General features: G+C 63.6%; 8 protein-coding genes and 1 pseudogene. All 9 read right to left on the reverse strand.

Going from position 1 to position 13,496, the window contains the following annotated elements; translation table 11 throughout:
* Nucleotides 1-65: 65 nt before the first annotated feature.
* A complete protein-coding gene (locus V1277_RS07735; RefSeq protein WP_334373423.1) occupies nt 66-755 on the reverse strand; it encodes a response regulator transcription factor in 690 nt (229 codons plus the stop codon).
* Nucleotides 752-3,469: a sensor histidine kinase KdpD gene (locus tag V1277_RS07740; protein WP_334415674.1), complete on the reverse strand. Its 2,718-nt coding sequence runs from the start codon at nt 3,467-3,469 to the stop codon at nt 752-754. The genes V1277_RS07735 and V1277_RS07740 overlap by 4 nt, the downstream gene beginning before the upstream one ends.
* 42 nt (nt 3,470-3,511) lie before the next feature.
* Nucleotides 3,512-4,114 carry a K(+)-transporting ATPase subunit C gene (locus V1277_RS07745; protein WP_334415675.1) on the reverse strand — a complete coding sequence of 201 codons (603 nt, stop codon included), beginning with the start codon at nt 4,112-4,114 and terminating at the stop codon, nt 3,512-3,514.
* 114 nt (nt 4,115-4,228) lie between these two features.
* Nucleotides 4,229-6,343: a potassium-transporting ATPase subunit KdpB gene (kdpB, locus tag V1277_RS07750; protein WP_334415676.1), complete on the reverse strand. Its 2,115-nt coding sequence runs from the start codon at nt 6,341-6,343 to the stop codon at nt 4,229-4,231.
* Nucleotides 6,344-6,367: 24 nt separating this feature from the next.
* A pseudogene (gene kdpA / locus V1277_RS07755) lies at nt 6,368-8,072 on the reverse strand (potassium-transporting ATPase subunit KdpA).
* 116 nt (nt 8,073-8,188) lie between these two features.
* Complete coding sequence (locus V1277_RS07760) at nt 8,189-8,278, reverse strand: K(+)-transporting ATPase subunit F (protein ID WP_212210241.1); 90 nt, start codon at nt 8,276-8,278, stop codon at nt 8,189-8,191.
* 92 nt (nt 8,279-8,370) lie between these two features.
* A complete protein-coding gene (locus tag V1277_RS07765; RefSeq protein WP_334415677.1) occupies nt 8,371-8,532 on the reverse strand; it encodes a hypothetical protein in 162 nt (53 codons plus the stop codon).
* A gap of 340 nt (nt 8,533-8,872) precedes the next feature.
* Nucleotides 8,873-11,638 (reverse strand): formate dehydrogenase subunit alpha, encoded by a 2,766-nt coding sequence (fdhF, locus tag V1277_RS07770; protein ID WP_334415678.1) that lies wholly within the window; start codon nt 11,636-11,638, stop codon nt 8,873-8,875.
* Nucleotides 11,635-13,353, reverse strand: coding sequence for an NADH-ubiquinone oxidoreductase-F iron-sulfur binding region domain-containing protein (locus V1277_RS07775; protein ID WP_334415679.1), 1,719 nt, complete (start codon nt 13,351-13,353; stop codon nt 11,635-11,637). The genes fdhF and V1277_RS07775 overlap by 4 nt, the downstream gene beginning before the upstream one ends.
* Nucleotides 13,354-13,496 lie beyond the last annotated feature (143 nt).

Consider the following 13,496-nt stretch of genomic DNA (forward strand, 5'->3'; position numbering starts at 1 on the left):
CCGCATGCGGCAAGCGACCCGCGCGACCGATCAAAGGCGGGGGATCTCCGCCATCGGAGGTATTATCAATCCGGTGCGCGCAACCGGTAGCCGATGCCGGTCTCAGTCAGCACGAATTGCGGGCGCTCAGGATCGGCCTCGATCTTCTGGCGGAGCTGGCGGACATAGACGCGCAGATACTGCGCATCCGTCAGCTCGTCCCACAGCTCCTTCAAGAGGAAGCGATGGGTCAGCACCTTGCCGGCGTGCTGCACCAGCACGCGCAGCAATTCGTATTCCTTCGGCGAGAGTTTTACTTCGCGCTCGCCGACCTTGATGATGCGGCGCACCAGATCGACCGAGAGATCGCCTGCGCGGAATACCGGCCGCTCGCCCTGCACCTGCAATTGGTGCCGGAGCGCTGCGCGCATCCGCGCGAGCAATTCGTCCATGCCGAACGGCTTGGTCAGATAATCGTCGGCGCCGAGGTCGAGCGCCTGCACCTTGCCGGCCTCGTCGCCGCGGCTCGACAGCACCACGATCGGCACGCTCTCGTTGCGGCCGCGGATCATACGCAAGAGATCGTGGCCCTGGATGTCGGGCAGGCCAAGATCGAGGATGATCAGCGCCGGGCCTTCCGCGAGCTTCTCCAGCGCGATCTTGCCATTGGAGGCTTCGAGGATGTCGTAGCCCTGCGTGCTCAGCCCCATCCGCAGCAATTTGCGGATCGGCGGCTCGTCATCGATCACCAAAACCTTGATCTGGGCGGCGTTCATGCGGCGGTATCCAGCGCGCTATCGGAGTCCGGGACGGGCAGTCGAATAGTGATGATGGCTCCAGAGCGATCGGCACGATTGGCGGCCGATATCGTGCCATGCATCGCCTCGACGAAACCGCGCGAGATGGCGAGCCCCAGCCCGGTGCCGGCACGGACGTGGTCGCCCTTTTGAGCGCGATAGAATTTGTCGAACACGCTTTCCACCTCCGCAGGCGGAATACCGCTGCCTTCGTCGAGGATCTGCAGCAACACGCTGGCCTGATCGCGCGTTCCCCGGATCGAAATCGTGGTGCCGGCCGGCGCATATTTGGCCGCGTTGTCGAGCAAATTGAACAATACCTGTTCGAACAGAACCGCATCCAGCTCCAGCATCGGCAGATTGGGGCTGAGCTCCAGTGACACCTTGTGATGCAGGAGTATCTTGTTCGCGCGGCGCAGCGTGCTGCCGACGATCTCGGAGACGTCATGCCGCGCGGCATTCGGCACGATCGCCCCGGACTCCAGCTTGGTCATGTCGAGCAGATTGGCGATGAAGCGATTGAGGCGCTCGGATTCGTCGATCATGGTGGCGAGCAGTTCGTTCTTCTGCGCGTCGTTGAGGCTGGAGCCGAGATCGCGCAGGGTGGAAGCGGCGCCGAGCACCGAGGCCAACGGCGTCTTCAGATCATGCGAGATCGAGGTCAAGAGCGCGCCGCGCAGCCGGTCGGATTCCACCGTGCGCTTGACCCGGTCCATGTCTTCCACCAGCAGCACGCGCTCGATCGCCAGCGCGCCCTGATCGACCAGCGCATCCAGCAGGCGGCGCTGATCCGGCGTCAGCAAGGGACCGGTGCGGTCGTCGTCGATGCCGATAACGCCGATCGCGCCGCGCCCGGTTCGCATCGGCAGGAACAGCCGTTTGGCGCCCGGCAGCGTATCCGAGCCGCGCCCGGCTGCACGGTCGTTGTCCCAGGTCCATTTGGCGGCGGCAAGGTCGGCCTCGTCCAGTTGATCCTCGGGCGGATAGCCCGACTTCACGGTGAGCACGCCGTCCTCCGGCAACAGCAGCACCACCCTCACCTTCAGCATCAGCGCGGTCTGATAGGCGGTCGCCCACAGCACGTCGTCCAGCGTCGCGGTGCCCGCGAGCTTGCGGCTGAAGGCGTAGAGCGATTCGGTGGTGCGCACCCGGCCGATCGCCGTGTCGGCCTGAGAGCGCACCCGTGCCGCGACATTGGAGACCAACAGCGCAATCAGCATGAAGAAGAAGAAGGCGGCGACGTTGGTCGGATCGGCGATGGTGAAGGTATAGAACGGCGGCATGAAGAAGAAATTGTAACATAGTGACGCCGCGACGCTCGCCAGCAGCGATGGCCATAACCCGTAGCGAACGGCGACGCCGACCACCGCGGTGAGAAAGACGAGATCGACGTTTTCGATGCCAGCGAACATCGGTTGGATCAGTTCGGCAGCGCCGAGACCGATCGCGACGAACAATAGCGCCATCATGTAGGGCCGCAGGTTGAACGGCTCCTGCCGCGCCGCGGTCTGCACCGCCGCTTTCGCCACCCCCTGTTCGTCGCCGGGGATGACGTGGACGCTGATATGGCCGGCGCGGCGCACCAGATCGTGCACGACAGAACCGCGCGTCAGCTCGAACCACCAGGAGCGGGTCGACTTGCCGATGATGATCTGCGTGACATTATTGGCGTGCGCGAAATGGATGACGTCGTCGGCGATGCGGCGGCCGACGCCGGGAATGGTCAGCGCCTCGCCGCCGAGCGCTTCCGCCAGCCGCATGGTATCGGCCAGCCGGTCGCGCTGCTCGTCCGTCAGTTGCAGGCTGCGACGCGTCTCGATGCTGATCGCAGTCCATTGCGCGTGCAGCCGGTCCGCCAGCCGCTTGGTATAGCGCACCAGCCCGGCCGCACGCGGATCTTCGCTGACGCAAACCAGGATGCGCTCGCCCGCCGCCCAGGGACCTGCTATGGCATTGGCCTGCATATGGGTGAGCAACTGCTCGTCGACGCGTTCGGCGGTGCGCCGCAGCGCCAGCTCGCGCAGCGCGGTCAGGTTGCCCGGCGAGAAATAATGCTCCAGCGCGCGCTCGGCCTGCTTGGGAACGTAGACCTTGCCCTCCTTCAGCCGCTGGATCAGATCGTCGGGCGTGAGGTCGATCAGCTCAATGGCGTCGGCGCGATCGAACACGGAATCCGGCACCGTCTCGCGGACCCGCACATGCGTGATCTGCGCGACCACGTCGTTGAGGCTCTCGATGTGCTGGATATTGACTGCCGTATAGACGTCGATGCCGTGGGACAGCAATTCCTCGACGTCGAGATAGCGCTTGGGATGACGGCTGCCGGGCACATTGGTGTGAGCGAGCTCATCCACAAGCGCGATGTGCGGCCGCCGCGCGATCAGCGCATCCAGATCCATCTCCTCGAGCGTCTGCTCCTTGTAGACAAGCCGTCGGCGCGGCAGCACCTCGAGGCCGTTCAGAAGCATTTCGGTTTCAGCCCGGCCGTGGGTTTCGACGATGCCGATCACGACATCGGCGCCCGCCTTCTTCTTGGCGTGGGCGCTCTGCAACATCTCATAGGTCTTGCCGACGCCGGGCGCGGCGCCGACGAAAATCTTGAGCTTGCCGGCGCGGCTCTCCTCGCGCCGCGCTGCTTCCAGCAGGGCTTCCGGCGAAGGACGTTGGTCGGGATCGCGGCGGGCTTGGACCATGCGGCAATATAGCCCTTCACACCGGGGGGAGCCTAGCCGGTCTCATTTGGTGACCTGGTCCAGCGCCAGATTCAGAGCCAATACGTTAACACGAGGCTCGCCTAGCAATCCTGCCACGCGGCCCTGCACGTGCTCCATGACCAGTTGACGGACGCGCGCCTCCGGCAGGTTGCGGGCTTTTGCGATCCGCGGGACCTGGAATAGCGCGCCCTCAGGCGAGATATCCGGATCGAGCCCGCTGCCGGAGGTGGTGACGAGATCGACCGGCACGGGCGCGGAAGGATTTTCCGTCCTAAGCTTTTCGACGTCTTCCTTGATCCGGTCGGCCAGCGCCTTGCTGGTTGGACCCAAATTGGAGCCGCCGGAACTGGCAGCGTTATAAGGCGCAGGGACCGTCTTGGTCGGATCGGCCGGGTCCGGCGCCGAAGTCGCGGACGGGCGGCCGTGGAAATATTTGTCTTCCTTGAACTCCTGCCCGATCACCGCGGAGCCGATAATCTTGCCGTCCTTCTCGATCAGGCTGCCTTGCGCCTGCTTCGGAAAGATCGCGCCGGCGATGGCGGTCATGGCGAGGGGATACGCGAGACCGGTAATCGCGGTGAGTAGCAGCAGGATGACGATCGCGGGACGGATTTCTCTGAGCATTTTAGGTCTCCGTAAGTTTTTCGTCATTGCGAGCGAAGCGAAGCAATCCATGGCGCCACAAGCGGATAGATGGATTGCTTCGTCGCTTCGCTCCTCGCAATGACGGTTGTGGTGTTAGGCTAGGCCCAAGGCCACAACCGCAAGGTCGATCGCCTTGATGCCGATAAAGGGAACGATGATGCCGCCCAAACCGTAGATCAGCAGGTTACGGCGCAGAAGCGCCCCCGCCCCGACGGCGCGATAGGCGACGCCTTTCAGAGCCAGCGGGATCAGCGCGATGATGATGAGCGCGTTGAAGATGATCGCCGACAGGATGGCGCTCTGCGGGCTTGCCAGGTGCATGACGTTGAGCACTTCGAGCTGCGGGTAGAATGTCAGGAACATCGCCGGGATGATGGCGAAATACTTTGCGACGTCGTTGGCGATCGAGAACGTGGTCAGCGCGCCGCGCGTCATCAGAAGCTGCTTGCCGATCTCGACCACCTCGATCAGCTTGGTCGGATTGGAATCGAGATCGACCATGTTGCCGGCCTCGCGCGCCGCCTGCGTGCCGGTGTTCATGGCGACGCCGACGTCCGCCTGTGCCAGCGCCGGCGCGTCGTTAGTGCCGTCGCCGCACATTGCTACCAGCTTGCCCCTGGCCTGCTCGTCGCGGATCAGCTTCAGCTTGTCCTCCGGCGTTGCCTGGGCAAGGAAATCGTCGACGCCGGCCTCGGCCGCGATGGCGGCTGCGGTCATCGGATTGTCGCCGGTGATCATCACGGTGCGGATGCCCATGCGGCGCAATTCTGCAAAGCGCTCCCGGATGCCGCCCTTGACGATGTCCTTCAGATGCACGACGCCGAGCAATTTGCCGTCTTTGGCGACCGCCAGCGGCGTGCCGCCGGCTTTCGAGACCTCGTCGGAAATCGCCTGGATCTCGCGAGCCGCCTCCGAGAGGACGCCCGACACGGCGCGCGCCGCATTCCCGGAAGCGACCGCGCGGATCACGCCACCACCATCGACGTAACTCAGGATCGCATCCACGGCGCCCTTGCGCACCGACGATGAGCCGGCGTCGATGCCGCTCATGCGTGTCTGCGCGGTGAAGGGAATGAAGCTCGCGTTGAGCTCCTTCATGTCGCGGCCGCGGATGCCGTATTTCTCTTTCGCCAGCACGACGATCGAGCGGCCCTCCGGCGTCTCGTCGGCGAGCGAGGCGAGCTGCGCCGCATCCGCCAGTTCCTGTTCGGTGACACCGCGCAAGGGGCGAAACGCCGTGGCCTGTCGGTTGCCGAGCGTGATGGTGCCGGTCTTGTCCAGCAGCAGCGTGTCGACGTCGCCGGCGGCCTCCACCGCACGGCCGGACATGGCGAGCACGTTGAAGCGCACCAGCCGGTCCATGCCGGCGATACCGATCGCCGACAGCAGCGCGCCGATGGTGGTCGGAATCAGCGTGACGAACAGCGCCACCAGCACCACTACCGAAATCGAGCCACCGGCATAGGCCGCATAGCTCGGGATCGTCACGGTGGCGAACACGAAGATGATGGTCAGGCCTGCGAGCAGAATATTGAGCGCGATCTCGTTCGGCGTCTTCTGCCGCTCCGCTCCTTCCACCAGCTTGATCATGCGGTCGATGAAGGTCGAGCCTTGCGCCGCCGTGATCCGAACGCGGATCCAGTCCGACAGCACCTGCGTGCCGCCGGTCACCGCCGAACGGTCACCGCCGGATTCACGGATTACAGGCGCGGATTCACCCGTGATCGCGGCCTCGTTCACGGAAGCCACACCCTCGATCACCTCGCCATCAGAGGGGATGTTGTCGCCGACCTCGACCAGGACGATGTCACCCACCTTCAGGCTGGTGCCGGGTACCAGACGATAGTTCTTGCCGGGACCTTCCAGCAATTTTGCCTGGCTCTCGGTGCGGGTCTTCTTCAACGACTCAGCCTGCGCCTTGCCTCGGCCTTCGGCAACGGCCTCGGCAAAGTTGGCGAACAGCACGGTAAACCACAGCCACAGGATGATCTGGAACGTGAAGGCGAGGCTCTCGCCGCCGGTCACCAGATTGCGCAGGAATATCACGGTCGTGAGCGTGGCCACGATTTCAACCACGAACATCACGGGGTTCTTCACCATCAGGCGCGGATCGAGTTTTGCAAAGGCCGAGCGGATTGCCGGCAGCACGATGTTCGGATTGAACATCGCCGACGCCGTCGCCTTTTTCTGCAATTTCATGGTTTCCATGGACGTAACTCCTGACGGCTTCGATCAGAACAAGGTGTTGGCGTTCATCGCCAAGTGCTCGACAATCGGCCCCAGCGCCAGCGCCGGGAAGAAGGTCAGGCCGCCGATGATCAGGATGACGCCGACGACGAGGCCGACGAACAGGCCGCCGGTGGTCGGCAGCGTGCCGGCCGAGGGCGGGATCGATTTCTTGGCCGCAAGCGACCCCGCCAGCGCCATCGCCGGGACGATCATGAAGAAGCGGCCGACGAACATCGAACTGGCGAGTGTCAGATTGTAGAAGAAGGTATTGCCGGTCAGGCCGCCGAAGGCCGAGCCGTTATTGCCGGTCGCCGAGGTGAAGGCATAGAGCACTTCGGTAAAGCCGTGCGGACCGGCATTGGCCATCGACGCCACCGCCGGAGGGAAGACGACCGCAACAGCCGTCCAGCCCAAAATCATCAGCGGCAGGATCAGGATCGCAAGCATCGCCATCTTGACCTCGCGCGCCTCGATCTTCTTGCCGACAAATTCCGGCGTGCGGCCGACCATCAGGCCGGCGACGAAGATCGCCAGCACGACGAACAGCAGCATGCCGTAAAGCCCCGCGCCGACGCCGCCGACGATGATTTCGCCGAGTTGGATGTTGAGCAGCGGGATCATGCCGCCGAGCGCGGTGAAGGAGTCATGCATGGCATTGACGGCGCCGCAGGAGGCAGCGGTGGTAATGACCGCGAAGAGGGCGGAGGCGACGATACCGAAGCGGACTTCCTTGCCCTCCATGTTGCCGCCGGTCAGTTGGAGCGCATTGAGCGTCGAGGTGCCGTTGGCTTCGGCCCAATAGGTGACGGCGACGCCGGCGATGAACAGCACGCCCATCACGGCGAGGATCGCCCAGCCCTGCCGCTGGTTGCCGACCATGCGGCCGAACACGTTGGTCAGCGCCGCGCCGAGCGCAAAGATCGAGATCATCTGCACGAAGTTCGACAGTGCGGTGGGGTTTTCAAATGGATGTGAGGCATTGGCATTGAAGAAACCGCCGCCATTGGTGCCGAGCATTTTGATAGCGACCTGCGACGCCACGGGACCGACCGCAATCGTCTGCTTGGCGCCTTCCAGCGTGGTGGCCTCGACATAGGCGCCGAGCGTCTGCGGCATGCCCTGCCAGACCAGGAACAGCGTATAGACGATGCAGATCGGCAGCAGCACGTAAAGCGTGCAGCGCGTCACATCGACCCAGAAATTGCCGATGGTGCGCATCGAGGAACGGGAGAAGCCGCGGATCAGCGCCACCGCTAACGCAATGCCGGTCGCGGCCGACAGGAAATTCTGATGCGTCAGGCCCACCATCTGCGTCAGGTACGACAGCGTGCTTTCGCCGCCGTAGTTCTGCCAGTTGGTGTTGGTGATGAAGGAGATCGCGGTATTGAAGGACAAATCTGCGGCGATGGCAGATTGCCCCGCCGGGTTGAACGGCAGCAGCGCCTGCAGCCGCATCAGGCTGTAAATGACGAGGAAACCGCCGACATGGAACAGCAACATCGCGACCGTGTAGGTCAGCCAATGCTGCTCGCGCTTTTCATCGACGCGCGCCGATCCGGTATAGCCCAACCTCGACCGGCCGCAGGATCGGAGACAGCAACGTGCGCTCGCCGTTGAAGACGCGCGTCATATACCAGCCGAGCGGCTTTACGAGCGCGACCACGATCGCGCAGTACAGCAATATCTGAAACCAGCCGATAATTGTCATGGGGTGAGTGTCCTTCGTATTACCTTGCAGACAGCAACACGCGCAGCAGAACGACGAGCAGCGCCGCGATCGCAAGGAACGCCGGCACGATGGCGGCGAGCGTGGTCACGACGAATTCAAAATCGCTCGGGGCGCAGCAGCGCGTAGGTCAGGTAGAACAGCAGGCCAAGCGAGACGAGACCGGCGAGCGAGTAATCGAACATCATGGCGCTCTCCTCCGTAGCGTTTTCGAGCGAAAGCCTGCCCCGGACTTGATCCGGGGTGGATTCCAGTTCGCGCGAAGAAAACGCGTCAACATTTAAAGCCGCTCGCAGACATAGGCATAGCCAATGCCCGCCACGAAGAGGCCGAGAGCGAGCGCCAGCATCACGATGTCCAGCATGGGACGTTCCTCTGCGACGTGAACCGCGCAGCCGAAGATACGGCTATGCGTTCCGGCCTGAGGTGCCACCGGGCGCATAGGTTTTCGAGACGGGAAGGATGGCGACGTTATAGGAATCTCATAAAGACGCCTTCCGTCGTCCCTGCGAAAAGCAGGGACCCATACCGCGTTGCTTTCTCGATGGAGCCGCGTGGCCGAGAATCGTCGTAAACGAGCTTCGGTGGTGATGGGTCCCTGCGTTCGCAGGGACGACGGGTCAGCACGACATCGCGCCAGACCAGCGTCCCCGCCGTGCCGCAGGAGGCAACCCCGGCGTATGAACCGGTCTGCAGTGACAATTTCGCGTAGAGATCAGTAGCCCGTAGAGATCAGTAGCCCGGATGCAACGAAGCGAAATCCGGGCCACGGTTTAGGCCGCCTACTCCGCCGCCGACTGTAGCGCCAACTTTTCGGCGCGCACGGCGCAGAACTTGAATTCTGGAATCTTTCCGAACGGATCAAGCGCTGGGTTGGTCAGCAAGTTGGCCGCCGCTTCCGCGTAGCAGAACGGCATGAAGATCATGTTCTCGGGCACGTCGCGGTCGGAGCGTACCTTGACGTCGACGGCGCCGCGGCGGGTCATCAGGCGGATGAAATCGCCGGGCCAAACGCCTAACTTGCGCATATCCTTCGGCGACATGAACGCCACCGCCTCGGGTTCTAGCTGATCGAGCACGGATGCGCGGCGGGTCATCGAGCCGGTGTGCCAGTGCTCGAGCACGCGCCCCGTGGAGAGCACCATCGGATATTCGGCGTCGGGCACCTCGTCCGGCGCGATCACCTTGGCCGGAACGATCTTGCCACGGCCGCTCGCGGTCGGGAAACCTGTGGTGAAAATGATCTCGTTGCCGGGCTTGCTCGGATCGTCGACCGGATAGGTCACCGCGCCCTCGCGCACCAGCCGCTCCCAACTGATGTTCTTCAGCGACGGCATCACCTGCGTCATCTCGGTGAAGACATCAGCCGGGCCGTTGTAGTTCCACGGCAGCCCCATGCGCTTGCCGATCTCCTGGATGATCCAGAGATCCTGCCGCGCATCGCCCGGCGGACGGATCACTTCGCGCGCAAGCTGCACGCGACGGTCGGTATTGGTGAAGGTGCCGCTCTTTTCGGCGAACGCCGACGCCGGCAGGATCACGTCAGCGTGGAACGCGGTTTCCGTGACGAAGAGATCCTGCACCACCAGATGATCGAGCTTGGCCAGCGCCTCGCGCGCATGCTGCAGGTCGGGATCCGACATCGCGGGGTTTTCGCCCTCGATATACATGCCGTTGATCTGGCCAGCATGGATCGCGTTCATGATCTCGACGACGGTGAGGCCGCGCACAGGGTCGAGATCCTGATCCCAGAGCTTCTCGAAAGGCTCGCGCAGATCGGTGCGTCCGACCGGCTGGTAGTCCGGCAGGAACATCGGAATCAGGCCGGCGTCGGAAGCGCCCTGCACGTTGTTCTGGCCGCGCAACGGATGCAAGCCGGTGCCGGGACGGCCGACCTGGCCGGTGGTCAGCGCCAGCGCGATCAGGCAGCGCGCGTTATCGGTGCCGTGAATGTGCTGGCTGATGCCCATGCCCCAGAAGATGATCGAGGCCTGCGAGCGCGCATAGACGCGGGCGACTTCCTTCAGCGTCTCGGCCGGGATGCCGCAGATCGCTTCCATCTTCTCCGGCGGGAATTCCTTGATGCGCTCGGCGAGCTCGTCAAAGCCTTCGGTATAGCCCGCGATATATTGCTGGTCGGTCAGCCCTTCGGTGATGATGGTGTGGAGCATCGCGTTCAGCATCGCGACGTCGCTGCCGGGCTTGAAGGCGAGATGCTTCCACGCGTGGCGCGAGAGCGCCTGCCGGCGCGGGTCCATCACGATCAGCTTGGCACCGCGCTTGGCCGCGTTCTTGAGATAGGTCGCGGCGACCGGATGGTTCACGGTCGGATTGGCGCCGATCACGACGATGACTTCGGCATCCATCGCCGCAGCAAACGGTGCCGACACCGCGCCCGAGTTCAGGCCCTCCATCAGCGCCGCCACCGAGGAAGCGTGGCACAATCGCGTGCAGTGATCGACGTTGTTGGAGCCAAAACCGGTACGAACCAGTTTTTGGAACAGATACGCCTCTTCGTTGGAGCCCTTGGCCGAGCCGAAACCGGCGAGCGCCTTGACGCCCCTCTCGTCGCGAATTTTAACGAGGCCTTTTGCGGCGATATCCAGCGCCTCCTCCCACGAAGCTTCGCGGAAATGGGTGAATGGATTGGCCGGATCGACCTGGTCGTTGGCATCCTTCTTCGCATTGGGCAGCCGCACCAGCGGCTTTGTCAGCCGATGCGGGTGATGGATGTAGTCAAAACCAAAACGGCCCTTCACGCAGAGCCGGTTGTGGTTGGCCGGGCCATCGCGGCCCTCGGCGTAGATGACCTTCTCGTCCTTGACCTGATAGGTGACCTGGCAGCCGACGCCGCAGAACGGGCAGAGCGAATCCACCTTCTTGTCGGCATAGGTGACGCGGGTCTGCTTCTCGTCCAGCATCACCGATGGCATCAAGGCACCGGTCGGGCAGGCCTGCACGCACTCGCCGCAGGCGACGCAGGTCGATTCACCCATGGGGTCGTCGAAGTCGAACACGATCTTGGCGCCGGCATTGCGATAGGCCATGCCGATGACGTCGTTGACCTGGACCTCGCGGCAGGCGCGCACGCACAGGCCGCACTGGATGCAGGCATCGAGATTGACGCTCATCGCGGGATGGCTGGTATCGCCCTGCCACCGCTCGGCCGCCGGGAAACGGCTCTCGGTCACCTCGACCTTTTCGGCCCAGTGCCAGAATTTCGAATCGGGATCGTGCGAAGTCTCGCGCGCCGGCTGGTCGGCGACCAGCAATTCCATCACCATCTTCTGCGCGGCGACGGCGCGGGCGCTTTCGGTCTTCACCTTCATGCCGACGCTCGGCGTGCGCTTGCAGGACGCGGCCAGCACGCGCTCGCCCTCGATCTCGACCATGCAGGCGCGGCAATTGCCGTCAGGCCGGTAGTCCGGCTCCGGCGAGTAACAGAGATGCGGGATTTCCTTCTGGTGGCGTTTTGCCACCTGCCAGATGGTCTCGCCCGCGTTGGCCTCGACCTGTTGGCCGTCGAGTTCGAACTTGATCTTGGTCATTCCGCGGCCTCTTTCGGCACGAATTCTTCCGGAAAATATTTAATCACTGACGTCAGCGGGTTCGAGGCGGCCTGTCCAAGCCCGCAGATCGAGGCGTCGCGCATCGCCTGGCTCAATTGGTCCAGCAATTCGCGGTTCCAGACCGGCCGCTGCATCAAAAGCGCCGCCTTCTGGGTTCCAACACGGCACGGCGTGCACTGGCCGCAGCTTTCATCCTCGAAGAATTTCATCAGGTTCAACGCCGCGCCCTTCACGCTGTCTTGCTCGGACAGGATGACGACAGCGGCGGAGCCGATGAAGCAGCCGTATTTTTCCAGGGTACCGAAATCGAGCGGGATGTTGTCCATCGATGCCGGCAGGATGCCGCCCGACGCGCCGCCCGGCAGATAGGCGTGGAAGGTGTGGCCGTCGGCCATGCCGCCGCAGAACTCGTCGATCAGTTCGCGCACGGTAACGCCGGCCGGCGCCAGCTTCATGCCGGGATTTTTCACGCGGCCCGAGACCGAGTAGCTGCGCAAGCCATGGCGATCGTTGCGGCCGTGGCTCTTCCACCAGTCGGCGCCCTTCTCGACGATGTCGCGCACCCACCATAGCGTCTCGATATTATTGATCAGCGTCGGCAGGCCGAACAGGCCGACCTGGAACGGATATGGCGGCTTGTGCCTGGGCAAGCCGCGCTTGCCCTCGATCGATTCGAGCAGCGAGGATTCCTCGCCGCAGATGTAGGCGCCGGCGCCGCGGCGCATATGCAGCACAGGACCACCCGGCGGCAATTTTGCGATTTCGCGCGTGAGGATTTCGCGCGACGCCGGATATTCGTCGCGCAGGTAGATATAGACGTCGGTCGCCTCGACCACATGCGCGCCGATCAGCATACCCTCGATGAAGCGATGCGGATCGGTTTCGAGATAGAAGCGGTCCTTGAACGTGCCGGGCTCGCCCTCGTCGCCATTGATCGCCATCAGCCGCGGGCCGGGCTCACCGAGCACCGCGCGCCATTTGCGTCCCGTCGGAAACCCCGCGCCGCCGAGCCCGCGCAGCGAAGCGTCGTCGAGCGCCTTCAGCAGATCTTCTTTGGTCATCGCGCCGGAGCGCAGGCGATTGAGCAGCTTGTAGCCGCCGCCGGCGACGTAGGCGTCATAGTCGGTATATTTCGGCAGATGTGCGTGGGTGTCGCCGGCCTTGGCGGCGGCGAGCACGTTCGTCACCGTGGCATGATCGACGAAGTGATGGCCGACTTCGGCGGCGGGCGCGGTGTCGCAGCGGCCAACGCAGGGCGCGCGCACCACGCGGATGCCGGGGCCGGCACTGTCCTGCAATTCATGCAGCAGCTTTTCCGCGCCCATCATGGCGCAGGTCAGTGAATCGCAGACCCGGATGGTCAGTGGCGCGATATCGGGCGCGCCCTCCTTCACCACGTCGAAATGTGCGTAGAAGGTCGCGGTCTCGAACACTTCCGCAAACGACAGCTTCATCTCGTCGGCAAGCGCCGCCAGATGCGCCGCCGAGATCTGGTGATACTTGTCCTGGATCAGGTGCAGATGCTCGATCAGCAGGTCGCGGCGCCGCGGCCGGTCGCCGAGCAGGAGTTCGATCTCGTGCGCGGCGGTGGGGTCGACCTGGCGGCCCTTCGGCGTCGCCTTGGCCCGCTTCCGTCCCGCGCCCGGATGATCGAACGAGCGGACTTTTTGTAGGTCGTGTACGTCGTGATCCATCGAAACGGTCTCGTTCCTGCCAGTCTGCCGGCCAACTCTAGTTCGTGGCATGCCAGATGCCAAGAGATTTATCCGATGCTTAGGGCAACACAGGCCGCGAGCTTTCGATCCTCTCCGCCCCGGAGCAACCACGTTCGCTTGGC

The sequence above is a fragment of the Bradyrhizobium sp. AZCC 1588 genome (assembly GCF_036924735.1).
Lineage (GTDB): Bacteria > Pseudomonadota > Alphaproteobacteria > Rhizobiales > Xanthobacteraceae > Bradyrhizobium.

What these genes read in the sequence shown, in the direction of transcription:
- V1277_RS07735 (WP_334373423.1), bottom strand. Translation starts at nt 755, where the DNA reads ATGAACGCCGCCCAGATCAAGGTTTTGGTGATCGATGACGAGCCGCCG.
- V1277_RS07740 (WP_334415674.1), bottom strand. Translation starts at nt 3,469, where the DNA reads ATGGTCCAAGCCCGCCGCGATCCCGACCAACGTCCTTCGCCGGAAGCC.
- V1277_RS07745 (WP_334415675.1), bottom strand. Translation starts at nt 4,114, where the DNA reads ATGCTCAGAGAAATCCGTCCCGCGATCGTCATCCTGCTGCTACTCACC.
- kdpB (WP_334415676.1), bottom strand. Translation starts at nt 6,343, where the DNA reads ATGGAAACCATGAAATTGCAGAAAAAGGCGACGGCGTCGGCGATGTTC.
- V1277_RS07760 (WP_212210241.1), bottom strand. Translation starts at nt 8,278, where the DNA reads ATGATGTTCGATTACTCGCTCGCCGGTCTCGTCTCGCTTGGCCTGCTG.
- V1277_RS07765 (WP_334415677.1), bottom strand. Translation starts at nt 8,532, where the DNA reads ATGCGCCCGGTGGCACCTCAGGCCGGAACGCATAGCCGTATCTTCGGC.
- fdhF (WP_334415678.1), bottom strand. Translation starts at nt 11,638, where the DNA reads ATGACCAAGATCAAGTTCGAACTCGACGGCCAACAGGTCGAGGCCAAC.
- V1277_RS07775 (WP_334415679.1), bottom strand. Translation starts at nt 13,353, where the DNA reads ATGGATCACGACGTACACGACCTACAAAAAGTCCGCTCGTTCGATCAT.